The 15,678-nt window shown below is 71.0% G+C and carries 12 protein-coding genes and 1 pseudogene; 9 read left to right on the plus strand and 4 right to left on the minus strand.

Features of this window, described 5'->3' with window-relative positions; genetic code table 11:
• Positions 1–8 precede the first annotated feature (8 nt).
• Both ACH5AC_RS26575 and ACH5AC_RS26580 read left to right on the plus strand, forming a co-directional pair.
• Positions 9–1,028, plus strand: coding sequence for a Gfo/Idh/MocA family protein (locus ACH5AC_RS26575; protein WP_398864692.1), 1,020 nt, complete (start codon positions 9–11; stop codon positions 1,026–1,028).
• Entirely contained in the window at positions 1,025–1,894 is an 870-nt protein-coding gene (locus ACH5AC_RS26580) for a sugar phosphate isomerase/epimerase family protein (protein ID WP_398864693.1), read from the plus strand. Before ACH5AC_RS26575 ends, ACH5AC_RS26580 begins: the two co-directional genes overlap by 4 nt.
• Before the next feature lie 97 nt (positions 1,895–1,991).
• Here the strand turns inward: ACH5AC_RS26580 and ACH5AC_RS26585 are convergent, their stop codons facing one another.
• A complete protein-coding gene (locus tag ACH5AC_RS26585) occupies positions 1,992–3,440 on the minus strand; it encodes a gamma-aminobutyraldehyde dehydrogenase (protein WP_398864694.1) in 1,449 nt (482 codons plus the stop codon).
• Between the two features lie 164 nt (positions 3,441–3,604).
• On the opposite strand from ACH5AC_RS26585, the gene ACH5AC_RS26590 reads away from it, so the two are divergent.
• The 7 genes and pseudogenes from ACH5AC_RS26590 to ACH5AC_RS26620 all read left to right on the plus strand — a co-directional run bounded on the left by ACH5AC_RS26590 (position 3,605) and on the right by ACH5AC_RS26620 (position 11,740).
• Entirely contained in the window at positions 3,605–4,102 is a 498-nt protein-coding gene (locus ACH5AC_RS26590; RefSeq protein WP_398864835.1) for an Lrp/AsnC family transcriptional regulator, read from the plus strand.
• 19 nt (positions 4,103–4,121) lie between these two features.
• On the plus strand, positions 4,122–5,486 hold the full coding sequence (locus ACH5AC_RS26595) for an aspartate aminotransferase family protein (RefSeq protein ID WP_398864695.1): 1,365 nt from the start codon (positions 4,122–4,124) through the stop codon (positions 5,484–5,486).
• A 194-nt stretch (positions 5,487–5,680) separates the two neighbouring features.
• A pseudogene (locus ACH5AC_RS26600) lies at positions 5,681–6,400 on the plus strand (ABC transporter ATP-binding protein); the annotation flags it as partial.
• Positions 6,401–7,668: 1,268 nt separating this feature from the next.
• On the plus strand, positions 7,669–9,138 hold the full coding sequence (locus tag ACH5AC_RS26605; RefSeq protein ID WP_398864696.1) for a hypothetical protein: 1,470 nt from the start codon (positions 7,669–7,671) through the stop codon (positions 9,136–9,138).
• A gap of 111 nt (positions 9,139–9,249) precedes the next feature.
• The gene (locus tag ACH5AC_RS26610) at positions 9,250–9,657 is read left to right on the plus strand and encodes a VOC family protein (RefSeq protein ID WP_398864697.1); all 408 of its coding nucleotides are present in this window, start codon (positions 9,250–9,252) and stop codon (positions 9,655–9,657) included.
• Positions 9,658–9,721: 64 nt separating this feature from the next.
• Positions 9,722–10,882, plus strand: a complete 1,161-nt coding sequence (locus tag ACH5AC_RS26615) for an LOG family protein (protein WP_398864698.1) — start codon at positions 9,722–9,724, stop codon at positions 10,880–10,882.
• Between the two features lie 165 nt (positions 10,883–11,047).
• Entirely contained in the window at positions 11,048–11,740 is a 693-nt protein-coding gene (locus ACH5AC_RS26620) for an LAETG motif-containing sortase-dependent surface protein (protein WP_398864699.1), read from the plus strand.
• Between the two features lie 128 nt (positions 11,741–11,868).
• Here ACH5AC_RS26620 and ACH5AC_RS26625 read toward each other — a convergent pair whose 3' ends face one another.
• From ACH5AC_RS26625 to ACH5AC_RS26635, 3 genes are read right to left on the minus strand one after another with little or no spacing between them, the layout of a single operon-like run.
• On the minus strand, positions 11,869–12,888 hold the full coding sequence (locus ACH5AC_RS26625; protein ID WP_398864700.1) for an ABC transporter ATP-binding protein: 1,020 nt from the start codon (positions 12,886–12,888) through the stop codon (positions 11,869–11,871).
• Positions 12,888–14,576 (minus strand): ABC transporter permease, encoded by a 1,689-nt coding sequence (locus ACH5AC_RS26630; RefSeq protein WP_398864701.1) that lies wholly within the window; start codon positions 14,574–14,576, stop codon positions 12,888–12,890. Before ACH5AC_RS26630 ends, ACH5AC_RS26625 begins: the two co-directional genes overlap by 1 nt.
• Positions 14,552–15,616 (minus strand): thiamine ABC transporter substrate binding subunit, encoded by a 1,065-nt coding sequence (locus ACH5AC_RS26635; RefSeq protein WP_398864836.1) that lies wholly within the window; start codon positions 15,614–15,616, stop codon positions 14,552–14,554. Before ACH5AC_RS26635 ends, ACH5AC_RS26630 begins: the two co-directional genes overlap by 25 nt.
• Between the last annotated feature and the right edge of the window lie 62 nt (positions 15,617–15,678).

Below are 15,678 nucleotides of genomic sequence, written 5' to 3' on the forward strand. Positions count from 1 at the left end.
AGTTCACCATGACAGTACGTGTAGGGGTCATCGGCGCCGGAATGATCGGCCAGGACCACATCCGCCGCCTCACCGAGGTGGTCACCGGGGCCCGCGTCACCGCCGTCACCGACATCGACGCCGAGCGTGCGGCCGAGGTCGCCGGCCGGGTGGGCGCGGTGGCGCTGCCCACCGGCGCGGACCTCATCGCCTCCCCCGACGTGGACGCCGTCCTCGTCACCTCCTGGGGTCCCACCCACGCCGAGCACGTCCTCGCCGCGATCGCCGCCGGCAAGCCGGTGTTCTGCGAGAAGCCCCTCGCGACCACCGCCGAGGACTGTCTGCGCGTCGTCGACGCCGAGCGCGCGCACGGCCGCCGCCTGGTCCAGGTCGGCTTCATGCGCCGCTTCGACACCGGCTACCGGCAGATGAAGGAGGTTCTCGCCTCCGGCGCCCTCGGCACCCCGCTGATCGTGCACTGCGCGCACCGCAACCCGACCGTCCCGGACGCGTACACGTCCCCGATGGCCGCGCAGGACACCGCCGTCCACGAGATCGACGTACTGCGCTGGCTGCTCGACGACGAGATCGTCTCCGCGCAGGTCGTCACCCCGCGCGCCACCGGTAAGCGGTTCGAGCATCTCAAGGACCCGCAGATCATGTACTTCGACACCGCGAACGGCGTCCGGATCGATCTGGAGGTCTTCGTCAACTGCCAGTACGGCTACGACATCCAGTGCGAGGCCGTCGGCGAGGAGGGCCTGGTCCGGCTGCCCGAGCCCGCGGCCGCCGGGGTCCGTACGGCGGGCCGGCACAGCACCGCCGTACCGCAGGACTGGAAGGCGCGTTTCGTGGACGCCTTCGACACCGAGTTCCGCGAGTGGATCGCCTCCGTCGAGGCGGGCACCGAGCCCACCGGCCCGTCCGCGTGGGACGGCTACGCCGCCACCGTCATCACGGACGCCGCCGTGAAGTCCCTGGAGTCCGGCGGTGCCGTCGTCACCGTCGACATGAAGCCCCGACCCGCCTTCTACGGAGGCACCGCATGAAGATCGCCCTCGACCCGTACATGTTCCGCGCGCTGCCGATCGACGACATGGTGCGCACCGTCGCCGAACTCGGCTACGAGTACATCGAGTTGTCGCCGCGCGACGACTTCATGCCGTTCTTCCTGCACCCGCGGGCGGACGACGAGCGGATCGCCGAGCTGAAGAACTCGCTGCGCAGGCACGGCGTTCAGCTGTCCTCGGTGCTGCCGCTGTACAAGTGGTCGTCCCCGGACGAGACCGAGCGGCAGGCGGCGGTCCGCTACTGGAAGCGGATGATCGAGATCACCGCGGACCTCGGCTGCACCCTGATGAACTCGGAGTTCAACGGCCGCCCCGAGCGGGCCGCCGAGAGCGAGGCCGCGTTCTGGCGGTCGATGGAGGAACTGCTGCCCCTGTTCGAGCGTGAAGGCATCGCCCTGAACCTGGAGGCCCACCCGGACGACTTCTGCGAGGAGAACACCCCCGCGGTCGACCTGGTCCGCGCGATCAACAAGCCCTGGGTGAACTACCTCTACTGCGCGCCGCACTCCTTCCACCTGTCCGGCACCGCGCAGGTCGGCGCCGACATCGCGGCGATGATGCGCTACGCGGGCGACAAGCTGCAGCATGTGCACATCGCGGACTCCTTCAACCACAAGGGGTCCAGCGGACTGCGCTACATCCTCAACCCGCCCGGCACCACGGCCCGGATCCACCAGCACCTGGACATCGGCCAGGGCGAGGTCGACTGGGACGCCTTCTTCGGCACCCTGCGCGAACTGGGCTTCGACGGCGTGGCGACGGCGTGCGTCTTCGCGTGGGAGGAACGGGCCCGCGAGTCGTCGGCGTTCATGCTGGACCGCATCCGCAAGGAACTGGCGGCGTAGAGCACAGCCGGCCCGGAGCCACTGGACTCCGGGCCGGCACCGCCGACCCAGGGGCGCGGGGAACTGCGCGACCAGCCCCCACGCACCCGCACCCGAACTACCCGTCCAGCGACGTCATCACATGCTTGATCCGCGTGTAGTCCTCGAAGCCGTACCCCGACAGATCCTTGCCGTAGCCGGACTTCTTGAAGCCGCCGTGCGGCATCTCCGCGACCAGCGGGATGTGCGTGTTGATCCACACGCAGCCGAAGTCGAGCTTCTTGGACATCCGCATGGCACGGGAGTGGTCCTTGGTCCACACGGAGGAGGCGAGCGCGTACTCGACGCCGTTGGCCCACTCCACCGCCTGCTCCTCGTCCGTGAAGGACTGGACGGTGATGACCGGCCCGAAGACCTCCTTCTGGATGATCTCGTCGTTCTGCTTGAGCCCGGAGACGACGGTCGGCGCGTAGAAGTAGCCCTTGTCGCCGACCCGCTGACCGCCGGCCTCGACCTTGGCGTGGGCGGGCAGCCGCTCGATGAAGCCGGAGACCTGCTTGAGCTGGTTGGGGTTGTTCAGCGGCCCGTACAGCACGTCCTCGTCGTCCGGCTGCCCGGTCTTCGTCTCTGCGGCGGCCTTCGCCAGGGCCGCCACGAACTCGTCGTGGATGGACTCCTGTACGAGGATGCGCGTCGCGGCCGTGCAGTCCTGACCGGCGTTGAAGAAGCCCGCCACCGAGATGTCCTCGACGGCCTTGGCGATGTCGGTGTCCTCGAAGACGACGACCGGCGCCTTGCCGCCCAGCTCCAGGTGGACCCGCTTGAGGTCCTTGGACGCGGACTCCGCGACCGACATGCCGGCCCGCACCGAGCCGGTGATGGAGGCCATCGCCGGGGTCTCGTGCTCGACCATCAGCCGGCCGGTGTCCCGGTCGCCGCAGATGACGTTGAAGACGCCCTTGGGCAGGATGGAGCCGATGATGTCGGCCATCAGGACGGTCGAGGCGGGGGTCGTGTCGGACGGCTTCAGCACGACCGTGTTGCCCGCGGCGATCGCCGGGGCGAACTTCCACACGGCCATCATCATCGGGTAGTTCCACGGCGCGACCTGCGCGCAGACGCCGACCGGCTCACGGCGGATGATGGACGTCATCCCGTCCATGTACTCACCCGCGCTGCGCCCCTCCAGCATCCGCGCCGCACCCGCGAAGAAGCGGATCTGGTCGACCATCGGCGGGATCTCCTCGGACCGCGTGAGCCCGATCGGCTTGCCCGTGTTCTCCACCTCGGCCGCGATCAGGTCCTCGGCGCGCTCCTCGAAGGCGTCCGCGATCTTCAGCAGGGCCTTCTGGCGCTCGGCGGGCGTGGTGTCGCGCCAGCCGGGGAAGGCCGCGGCGGCGGCCGCCATCGCGGCGTCCACGTCCGCCTGCCCGGACAGCGGCGCGGTCGCGTACGCCTCGCCCGTCACCGGGTTGACCACCTCGGTGGTCCGTCCGTCGGCGGCGTCCCGGAATTCACCGGCGATGTAGTTACGTAGTTTGCGCAGCCGACCCAGCTCGGTACTCACTGCCGGCCCTCCAAGTGATGTGTCCAGTACTTGAGACACCCAGCCTAGTCGGAGGCCCGACGTTTTCAACACCCCTGATCGGAGCAGGGCTACGAATTCCGCAGGTCTCAGTCTCGTAAACAACGAATTTCATCGATCTGGCCTTGCGCAACTGTCGAGACGTCGTGCACAGTGAGGTCGTGGCCAGTCGAAGCGCAGAGCAGAAGAGCGGCACCCCCCACCTGGATGCCGTCAGCCTCGCCATCATCGAACAGCTCCAGGAGGACGGCCGCCGGCCGTACGCCGCCATCGGCAAGGCAGTGGGCCTGTCCGAGGCGGCCGTGCGCCAGCGCGTCCAGAAGCTGCTCGACCAGGGCGTGATGCAGATCGTCGCCGTCACGGACCCGCTCACCGTGGGCTTCCGGCGGCAGGCGATGGTCGGGATCAACGTCGAGGGTGACGTCGAGGCGATAGCCGACGCGCTGACCGACATGGCGGAGGTCGAGTACGTGGTGATGACCGCGGGCTCGTTCGACATCCTCGCCGAGATCGTCTGCGAGGACGACGACCACCTGCTGGACGTCATCAACAAACGCATCCGGGCGCTGCCGGGCGTGCGCTCCACCGAGAGCTTCGTCTACCTGAAGCTCAAGAAGCAGACCTACATGTGGGGAACCCGATAACCGTGAGGACCCGATAACCGTGAGCACCAAGGACCTCAGCCGCACCGCGTACGACCACCTGTGGATGCACTTCACCCGCATGTCCTCGTACGAGAACTCCCCCGTCCCGACGATCGTGCGCGGCGAGGGCACCTACATCTACGACGACAAGGGCAGGCGCTACCTCGACGGTCTCGCGGGTCTGTTCGTGGTCCAGGCAGGTCACGGCCGTGTGGAGCTGGCGGAGACCGCCTTCAAGCAGGCCCAGGAGCTGGCGTTCTTCCCGGTGTGGTCCTACGCCCACCCGAAGGCGGTCGAGCTGGCGGAGCGGCTGGCCCACCACGCGCCGGGCGACCTCAACAAGGTCTTCTTCACCACCGGCGGCGGTGAGGCGGTGGAGACCGCCTGGAAGCTCGCCAAGCAGTACTTCAAGCTGGTCGGCAAGCCCACCAAGCACAAGGTGATATCCCGCGCGGTCGCCTACCACGGCACCCCGCAGGGCGCGCTGTCCATCACCGGCCTGCCCGGCCTGAAGGCACCCTTCGAGCCGCTCGTCCCGGGCGCGCACAAGGTGCCGAACACCAACATCTACCGCGCGCCGATCCACGGCGACGACCCGGAGGCGTTCGGCCGCTGGGCCGCCGACCAGATCGAGCAGCAGATCCTCTTCGAGGGCCCGGACACGGTCGCCGCGGTCTTCCTGGAGCCGGTGCAGAACGCGGGCGGCTGCTTCCCGCCGCCGCCTGGCTACTTCCAGCGGGTCCGCGAGATCTGCGACCAGTACGACGTACTCCTGGTCTCCGACGAGGTCATCTGCGCCTTCGGCCGCCTGGGCACCATGTTCGCCTGCGACAAGTTCGGCTACGTCCCGGACATGATCACCTGCGCCAAGGGCATGACCTCGGGCTACTCCCCGATCGGCGCCTGCCTCGTCTCCGACCGCCTGGCCGAGCCGTTCTACAGGGGCGACAACACCTTCCTGCACGGCTACACCTTCGGCGGCCACCCGGTGTCCGCGGCCGTGGGCCTCGCCAACCTCGACCTGTTCGAGCGCGAGGGCCTGCCCCAGCACGTCCTCGACAACGAGGGCGCGTTCCGCGCGACCCTGGAGAAGCTGCACGACCTGCCGATCGTCGGCGACGTCCGCGGCGACGGCTTCTTCTACGGCATCGAGCTGGTCAAGGACAAGGCGACCAAGGAATCCTTCAACGAGGAGGAGACCGAGCGCGTCCTGTACGGCTTCCTGTCGAAGGCGCTGTACGACAACGGCCTGTACTGCCGCGCCGACGACAGGGGCGACCCGGTCGTCCAGCTCGCCCCGCCGCTGATCTCGAACCAGGAGACCTTCGACGAGATCGAGCAGATCCTGCGCGCGACGCTGACGGAGGCGTGGACGAAGCTCTAGCCTCCGGCGGTTCAGCCGGTCGCACGGCCCGGGACGCACCCGTACGAGTGAGATGGGTGCGCCCCGGGCCGTGTGCTGTCCGGCGTCACGGCCCCCGGCTCCTTAGCGTGCCTGGTAACCGATCGGCCCTGCCTTCGTTCCCCCGCACGGGGGAAAAGTCAGGGAACTACGGATCTGAACCGAGGTGTACGCCCATGGAGGCCCCGCCGGACAACGACGTGCTCTGGGCACGCTCCCTGCACTACACGCACCGCGACGGCTCCCTCGCGCTCGGCGGGGTCTCGATCGGTGTGCGCGAGGGCGAGATCCTCGCCGTCAGCGGCCCGCGCGGCAGCGGCAAGACGACCCTGCTGCGCTGTCTGTCCGGGCTGGTGCCGGCCCAGCGCGGCGAGGTCTGGTTCAACAGCGTGCCCGTGCACACGATGGGCCAGTTCACCCGCGAGCGCCTGCGCCGCGACCGCTTCGGCTGGATCGACCCGGTCCCGGTCCTCGTCCCCGAACTGAACGTCTGGGAGAACGCCGCCCTGCCCCTGATGCTGCGCGGCACCAGCCGCCGCCGTGCCAAGGTGGCGGCCCTGGAGTGGCTGGAGCGCCTGGACGTGGGCGACAAGGCGAAGAAACGTCCACACGACCTCACCCAGGCGGAACGCCAGCGCGTCTGCATCACGCGGGCACTGGCCCCCGCCCCGACGGTCCTCTTCGCGGACGAGCCGACGGCCCCCCTGCACCGCGCCGACCGCGCCCACGTCCTCCGCACCCTCACCACAGCGGCCCGCTCCCACGGCATCACGGTCGTCCTGGCCACCCACGACCCTGAGACGGCGGCCCTCGCGGACCGCAGAGTGTCCCTCCTCGACGGCCGCCGCGTACACACGGTCCACCTCCCACCGATCGGGGAGACGGAGCGGATGGCCGAGCCCGACGCGACCGGCGGGACCGGGATCACCGGAGCCGGGGCCGGTGGGACCGGCGCGACCAGGGCCGTGGACACCGGAGACACCGGAGTCAGGGCCAGTGGGACCGGCAGGGCCAGGGTCGCAAGCGCCGGGGACGGCGGGCCGGGGACCGGTGGGTTCGTCGGAACCAAGGCCGGGCACACCGAAGCCAACGCGGTCGCGACCGGCGGGCCCAAGGTCGGTGTGTCTGGGGCCGGCGAGACCGGCGCGACCAGAGTGGGAAGCGCGAGCGACGGCGGGCCGGGGACCGGTGGGACCGACGGAACCAAGGCCGGCCACAGCGGAGCCAGCGCGGTCGAGACCGCCGAGACCAGCGGGCACAAGCTCGCCAAGGCCGGGGCCAGCGGGACCGACGGGACCGAGGCCGGGCACACCGGAGCCAGCGCGGTCGAGTCCGCCGAGACCGGCAGCCCCACGGTCGGCGCGGCCGGGGCCGGTGGCACCGGTGGAACCATGGCCGTGAACACCGGAGACGCCGGAGCCAGGGCCGGTGGGACCGGCGGGACCAAGGTCGGGCACAGCGGAGCCAGCGCGGTGGGGACCGCCGAGACCGGCGGGCACAAGCTCGCCACGGCCGGGGTCAGCGGGACGGACGGGACCAAGGCCGGAAGCGCCGGGGACGGCGGGCCGGGGGCCCGTGGGACCGGCGGGACCAAGGCCGAGCACAGCGGAGCCAGCGCGGTGGGGACCGCCGAGACCGGCAGGTACGAGCTCGCCACGGCCGGGGCCAGCGGGACCGGCGGGAACAAGGCCGGGCACACCGGAGCCAACGCGGTCGAGACCGCCGAGAGCGGCAGCCCCAAGGTCGGCGCGGCCGGGGCCGGTGGCACCGGTGGCACCATGGCCGTGAACACCGGAGACGCCGGAGCCAGGGCCGGTGGGACCGGCGGGACCAAGGTCGGGCCGGGGACCGGTGGGACCGGCGGGAACAAGGCCGGGCACACCGGAGTCAACGCGGTCGAGACCGCCGAGAGCGGCGGGACCGAGGTCCGTGCCGTCGGGGCCGGTGGGACCGGCGGGACCAGGGTCGGGGACACCGGAGAGGCCGGAGCCGGGGCCGGTGGCACCGACGGAACCAGGGTCGGGAGCGCCGGGGACGGCGGGCCAGGGGCCGGTGGGCCGGGAGGCAGCAGGACACGTGGGGCCGTTACGGGGGGAGCCTGTAGTAGCGGGGCCGGTGGGGCGCATGGAACTGGTGGGGCCGATGAGTCGGAAGGCCGGGCGCCGTGCTCGCTCTCCGTCTGACCCGCGGCGCGCACCCTGCCGTCCAGTTGCGCCGCCTGCTGGTGGCGGCGGCTTCGGCGGGCACGGGCTTCCTTCTCCTGTGCACGTTGGGCTACGCCCTCGGCCACCCGGACAACGCCAACGGCTCACTCCTCCGCCTCGCCTGGTGCACGGTCCCGCTCGCGGCGACGGTCCACCTCGCGATGGCGGTGGCCCGCACGGACCCCGGTACCCGTCCCCGCCCCGGCCTGGCGGCGATCGGCCTGGGCCCGAACCGCCTCATGGCCATCTCGGCCACGACCACAGCCCTCTCCACCCTCCTCGGCTCCACACTGGCCCTCCTCGTCTTCCTGCACCTCCGAGGCGACCTGACGGGCATGCCCTTCGACGGAGCCGCCGCGGACTTCCTCGCGGCCGACCTGGAACTCCCCCTCCCCGCCGCCCTCACCCTCCTGTCCCTGGTCCCCCTGGCGGCGTCGCTCTCGGTCGCCCTGATGCTCCGTCCGAGAGACACCCGACTGGCCACCCGCGCAGCGGCCCGAACCTTGGGCCGCTTCGGAGCCCAGGGCAAGCCGGCAGGAAGGGAATCGTTCGGCACATACGGCCGCTTCGGCGCCCGACAAGCCCCCACAAGGCCCAACCACCATCCCGCCCAGCGTGCGAACAACACAGCCCAACCGGCAGAACCCGCGAGCAGCCACACCGCAGCCCTCCACCCCACCCACCCCGCAGACCAACCGGCGGAGCCTGCGGTGGGCGCCGAGGAGCCCCCCTCTCAGGGAGGCTCCGCGCCGACCCGGGCGAGCGCACTCACCCCTACCCCAGCCCCAAGCGGCGGCCGACCCAAGGCACCGCCCCGCCCCAACCCCACCGCCCTCCCCTGGGGTACCGCCCTCCTCGCCACCGGACTGGCCGTGGAGGCATACGCGGGCCGCAGCAACCCCAGCACCCCGCTCACCGCCCCCGACGGCCTCCCCACCGGCCCCGCCGCGGTCCTCCTCGGCTGGGCCCTCACCGCCCTCGGCCTCGCCCTCGCCGGCCCCGGCCTCACCCACCTCTGCGGCCGCCTCCTGCAAGCCGCCCGCCCCGGCGCCCTCCGCCTCCTCGCCGGGCGCGGCCTGATGGAGGAGTCCACCCGCATCGGCCGCCCCCTGGGCGTGGTCTGCGCCGTCGCCTCCGCCGCGTACACGATGGCCGCCGTCCACAACACCACCGCCCCGGACCAGGTCTTCGGCCCGCTCACCACCCTCGGCACCCTCCTGGTCACCGGCTGCGCCCTGGCCACCCTCCTCACCGCGGCCGTGGAGGCCAGACAGGCCCGCGCCGACACCACCGCCGCCCTGCTCCGCCTCGGCGCCCCGACCACCACGCTGCGCGGCGCCGCCGCCCTGCGCGCAGGCGCCCTGCTGGCCCTGTTCGCCCCCCTCACCCTCGTGGTCGCCGAGCTGGCGGCCCTCCCCTTCACCCAGTGATCCAGGCCCGCGGAAAACTCGTGGGAAAAAAATCCCGAGGCACCGATGAGTTCCGATCACCCCCCGGGTCTAACCCACCGAACAACACAACACCGATGGGAGAGACCCCGCATGTACCAGCAGATGATCTTCGTGAACCTGCCCGTCAACGACCTCGACGCCTCGAAGAAGTTCTTCACGGAGCTGGGCTACACGATCAACCCGCAGTTCAGCGACGAGAACGCGGCCTCGGTCGTCATCAGCGACACCATCGTCGCGATGCTGCTCACCAAGCCGTTCTACTCGACCTTCACCGACAAGGAGATCGCGGACGCCACGAAGACCAGCGAGGTCCTGGTCGCCCTGAGCGCCGAGAGCCGCGAGAAGGTGGACGAGCTGGTCGAGAAGGCCGTCGCCGCCGGCGGCACCGCCTCCCCGAGGGTCCAGGACATGGGCTTCATGTACGGCCGCGCCTTCGACGACCTCGACGGCCACACCTGGGAGGTCGTCTGGATGGACCCGTCGGCGATCGAGGGCTGACCCAACGGGACCGGAGCTGATCGGGGATGATCAAGACCGAACACCCCTGTGCCAGCATGGGCGGGTGCACACGACACCCGCCCAGCCGAACCCGTCCGCGCGCCCGTTCCCGCCGTCCCAGCCCTACGACGGCTCCCACGACCGCGAGATAGAGACCCTCGCCGAGTTCGACGAGGTGATCACCCGGTACGGCACCCTCGGCCACTACCGCGTCCAGGCGGTCGACCTCACCGACCGCACGGACATACTCCTCTCCATGGACACCACGGGCACCGTCTTCCTCGGCTGCCCGATGGCCCCGGAGGCCGCGACCCACACCCGCACCGCCGGCGCCCTGGTCTTCCCGCCCGTCCCGGGCCTCCCCTTCGACCCCTACCGGGGCCTGCTCTACTCCCCCGACGAGCTCTTCGCCGGGCTCCCCGAGGGCTACGAGGCGACACCGGACGCCCTCACCTACGCCTGGTTCCAGCAGGCGAAGGCAGACGGCGACATCTTCGCGTCGATGCTCCGCTCGATCCACGACGACGCCGTCTCCGACGCGCTCGACGAACTCCTCGCCGGCTCCCGGGTGGTGGGCGTCATGGGCGGCCACGCGATGGCACGCGGCACGGAGTCGTACGCCGGCGCCGCCCGCCTCGGCCGCGAACTCGCCCGCTCCGGCCTCACGGTGGCGACCGGCGGCGGCCCGGGCGCGATGGAGGCGGCGAACCTCGGCGCGTACGCGGCCCCGTTCGAGGACGAGATGCTCACCGACGCACTCCAACTCCTCGCCAAGGCACCGCTCTTCACCCCCTCCATCACCGAGTGGGCGACGGCAGCCTTCGAGGTGCGCACCCGCTGGCCGAACGGCGGCGCCTCCGTCGGCATCCCCACCTGGTTCTACGGACACGAGCCGCCGAATCCCTTCGCCGCGCACATCGCCAAGTACTTCGCCAACGCGCTGCGCGAGGACGGCCTGCTGGCCCGCTCCAACGCCGGGGTCGTGTTCCTGCCGGGCGCCGCCGGCACCGTACAGGAGATCTTCGACAACGCGACGCCGAACTACTACGAGTCGCGCGGTGAGCCGACCCCGGTGGTCCTGGTGGACCGCGCGCACTGGACGCAGCGGCTGCCGGCCTGGCCGCTGCTGCGGGAACTCGCCCGGGAGCGTGCCATGGAGTCCCGTATCGCACTCGTTGACCGGATCGAGGACGCTCCTGAGGCGTTGAAACGTCTCGGCGGTTAATAAGCAGGCAAAGCCAATCGCCGTGAGCGGCCCGCGCATTGACACTTCTTATGGAGCACTTATAGACCTGTGAGTCTCGTGGGGATGCTGCGCCCCCCGGGGCACATCGTGGTGCGCCACATCCCCGCCCAACCCCCCGCAGCTGCACCTCCGTAAAGGACAAACGTGTCCCTTTCCCGCCGCATCGCCGCCCGTTCGGCCCGCATGCTCGGTGTCACCGCCGCCTCGGCGGCGCTCGTGTTCAGCGCCGCCGGCGGCGCACTCGCCTCCAACATCAAGGACTTCTCCGCCGCGGCCGTCTGCGACGGCGACAAGGGTGTCATCACCGTCACCGACAAGGACCCCGCGGGCACCCCGGCCGTCGTCTCCGTGTTCCTGGAGAACAACGGCGCCGACCTGCGCAAGGTCGGCGAGCTGGAGGTCCAGGGCTCCAAGGAAGGCGTCACCATCACCTTCGAGGAGGACTGGGAGCCCGGCGCGATCTACCGGATCCACGTCACGGCCGGCAACCAGATCGACGAGGACATCACCCCGAACCTGACCGCGCCCTCCAAGCCCTGCAAGTCCGAGGACACGGCCACCCCCACCCCGCCGGTGACCCAGACCCCGTCCGAGCCCACCACCCAGACCCCCTCACAGCCCGAGTCGGAGCCCGCCACCCCGACCCCGAGCACCAGCACCACCACCCCGCCGACCGACACGGCCATCAACGCCCCGTCCCCCGCCGGCGAATCCAACCTCGCGGAAACCGGCGCCGGCTCCAACACCGGTCTCATCATCGGCATCGCCGCCACCCTGGTCACCCTGGGCGCCACAGCGGTCATCTTCGCCATGCGCCGCCGAGGCACCAACCGCTGACGCCCCACCCAACCGCGGCCTACGTACTCACGTAGCTGCGGGCAGTCGTGCCGCTGGGGTCCCCCCCTCTGGGGGAGGCACCCCACGGCGCCGGGCTGCGCACCCACCCCCCAACACCGCCGCGCCCTTCAGCCCAGCACCACGATTTCGGCCGCGTCGAAGTCGACCCCCACCACATCCCCCACCTCCGGCGCCTCCCGCAACGCACACGCCGCCTCCAACCGAGGCCCATCCCCCGGCTGAAGCTGCACAGCAACATGCGTGCCCCGAAACGTCCGCCCACTCACCGCGCACCGCAACCCCGCCTCCACCCCCACCAACCGCACCCCACCCGGCCGCACCAGCACCACCCGCTCCCCCTGCGCCGAGCCGCCGGGCACCGGCACCTTCCCCCACGGCGTATCGGCGACCTCCCCCACCACACTCGCCTCCACCACGTTGTCGAAGCCGAGGAACCGCGCCACAAACGCATCCGCCGGCCGCTGCCACACCTCCAACGGCGTACCGGACTGCGCGATCCGCCCGTCCCGCATCACCACCACCCGGTCGGCCAACGCGAACGCCTCGCCCTGATCATGTGTCACCGCCAGCACGGTCGTACCCAACCGCCCGAACAACTCCCGCAGTTCGACCACCAGCCGCTCCCGCAGCGACCGGTCCAGCTGCCCCAGCGGCTCGTCCAGCATCAGCAGCCGAGGCCGCGGCGCCAACGCCCGCGCCAGCGCGACCCGCTGCTGCTCACCCCCGGACAACGCACCCACGGCCCGCCGCGCGGCCCCGGGCAGCCCGACGAGGTCGAGCAACTCCCCCACCCGATCGTCCCGTTCCCGCTTGGACACCCCGTGCATCCGCAGCCCGAACGCCACGTTCCCGCCCACGTCCCGCTGCGGAAACAGCTGATGATCCTGGAACATCAGCCCCACCCCCCGACGATGCGCGGGCACCCCCACCTGGTCCCGCCCGTCCAGCAGAACCCGCCCGGAGTCAAGGACCTGCAACCCGGCGACAGCCCTCAGCAGCGTCGACTTGCCGCTACCGCTCGGCCCGAGCACACACACCACCTCATGCTCGGCGACCTCAAGATCGACCGCGTCGAGCACGGCCCGCCCACCGAACCGCACGGTCGCCCGCTCCAGCCCCAGCAGCATCAGAACTCCCCCGTCCGGTTCGCGCCCCGCAGCCCCTCCAGGGCCAGCAGAGCCGCCGCGCACACCAGCATCAGAATCGTGGAAAGGGCCATCGCCTGGCCGTAGTTGAGTTCCCCGGCCCGCCCGAGCAGCCGCGCCACCGCGACCGGCAGCGTCGGACTGTCGGAGCGCGCGATGAACACCGTAGCCCCGAACTCGCCCAGCGACACCGCGAAGGCGAACCCCGCCGCGACCAGCAGCGCCCGCCGCACCATCGGCAGATCGACCTCACGCCACACCCGCCACGGCGAGGCCCCGAGCACGGCCGCCGCCTCCCGCAGCCGCTCGTCCACCGCCCGCAGCACGGGCAGCATCGTCCGTACGACGAACGGGACACCGACCAGCGCCTGCGCCAGCGGCACCAGGAACCAGCTGGCCCGCAGATCCAGCGGAGGCTCGTCGAGCGCGATCAGAAAGCCGAAGCCGACGGTCACCGCGGACACCCCGAGCGGCAACATCAGCAGCGCATCGAACCCCCGTACGAACCGTCCGGCGTCCCGCCGCGTCAACGCGGCCGCCGCGAGCCCGCCGATCACCAGGGCGATCACAGTGGCGGCGAGGGCGTACCGCAGCGAGTTCCCTATCGCGTCGATCGGCGGCACCAGGAAGACACTGCTCTCGTCCGAGGTCAGCGCCCGGTAGTACCCGAGGTCGGCCGCCCCCAGCGACCGCTCCACCAGCACGGCCAGCGGCAGCACAAGCAGCAGTACGACGGTGACCAGCACCCCCGCCAGCAGCGCCCACTGCCCGCCGCCGCGCGGCCGCCGCGCCGTCACCGAGGCGTCCACCAGCCGCAGGGCGCTCTCCCGCCGCCGTACCGTCCAGGCGTGCACGGCGAGGATCGCGCCGACGGCCGCGAACTGCACCAGCGTGAGCACGGCCGCCGTGGACAGGTCGAAGATCTCGGAGGTCTGCCGGTAGATCTCCACTTCGAGGGTGGAGAAGGTCGGCCCGCCGAGGATCTGCACCACTCCGAAGGAGGTGAAGGTGAACAGGAAGACCATCAGCGCGGCCGCCGCCACGGCCGGCCCGAGCGCGGGCAGGGTCACCTTCCGCCAGGCCGTCAGCGGCGACGCGCCGAGCATCCGCGCCGCCTCCTCCTGCCGGGGGTCGAGCTGCGCCCACAGCCCGCCGACGGTCCGGACGACGACCGCGTAGTTGAAGAAGACATGCGCCAGCAGGATCGCCCACACGGTGGTGTCCAGCCGTACACCCCACAGCTCGTCGAGGAGCCCGCCGCGCCCGACGAGCGCCAGGAAGGCCGTACCGACGACGACGGTCGGCAGCACGAACGGCACGGTGACCACGGCCCGCAGCACCTGCTTGCCCGGGAAGTCCAGACGCGCGAAGACATACGCGCCCGGCAGCGCGATCAGCAGGGTGAGCGCGGTGGACGCGAGCGCCTGCCAGGTCGTGAACCACAGGACGTGCCGGATGCCCGGGTCGCCCAGCACCTTCGCGATCCGCCCGAACTGCCAGCTGCCGTCGACGTTCAGGCCGCGGGCGACGATCGCGGCGACGGGATAGGCGAAGAAGACGCCGAAGAACGCGACGGGCAGGACCATCAGCCCCAGCCGCGCCGCGCCCGACCGGACCGACGCCTTCGTACGGCCCTCGCGGACCGTTACTTCAGTACGAGCGAGGTCCACGACTTGACCCACTGGTCCCGCTCGGCGGCGATCTTCGACGGGTCCATCGTCAGGGGGTTCTCGGCGGCGGGTCCGTACTGGGTGAACTCGGCGGGCACGGCCGCGCCCTCGGCCACCGGGTAGACGAACATGTTGAGCGGCATGTCCTCCTGGAACTCCTTGCCGATCAGGAAGTCGATCAGCGCCTTGCCGCCCTCGGCGTTCTTCGCGTTGTTCAGCAGCCCCGCGAACTCGATCTGCCGGAAGCAGGTGCCGGTCGCCACGCCCGTCGGGGCGGTGGTCGGCTTCGGGTCGCCGAAGATCACCTCGGCGGGCGGCGAGGACGCGTACGACACGACGAGGGGTCGGTCGGCGCCGGCCGCCCTGCCGCCGGCCGAACCGGAGAACTCCTCGTTGTACGCCTGCTCCCAGCCGTCGACCACCTTCACGCCGTTGTCCTTGAGCTTCTTCCAGTAGTCCTGCCAGCCCTCGTCGCCGTACTTCGCGGCGGTGGCGAGCAGGAAGCCGAGGCCGGGCGAGGAGGTGGAGGCGTTCTCCGTGACCAGGAGGTTCTTGTACTCGGGCTTGATCAGGTCGTCGAAGCCGGCCGGCGGGGCCAGCTTGTGATCGGCGAAGTACTTCTTGTCGTAGTTGACGCAGATGTCGCCGAAGTCGACGGGCGTGACCCGGTGCTTGCCGGCGTCGAGCTGGTACTCCTCGCCGACCTGGTCCAGCCCCTTGGCCTCGTACGGCTGGAAGAGGTCGTTGTCGAGGGCTCGCGACAGCAGTGTGTTGTCGACGCCGAAGAGGACATCGCCCTGCGGGTTGTCCTTGGTCAGGATCGCCTTGTTGGCGGCCTGCCCGGCGTCACCGTCGGTGAGCACCTTGACCTTGAAGCCGGACTTCTTCTCGAAGTCGGCGAGGACCTCCTTGGAGACGGCCCATGAGTTGTGGCTGACCAGAGTGACGGTCTCGATCTTGGAGCCGCCGCCGGACGCGGACCCGGTGTCGTCGGACGACGCCGATCCGCACGCGGACAGCGTGACGAGGCCGAGGCCCATGGCCGCGGCGAGAAGACTCTTCTTGTGCACTGGATTCCTCCTGGGGTGGACCAGGAAGAGAC

The organism is Streptomyces sp. NPDC018693 (assembly GCF_044391385.1).
Classification (GTDB): domain Bacteria; phylum Actinomycetota; class Actinomycetes; order Streptomycetales; family Streptomycetaceae; genus Streptomyces.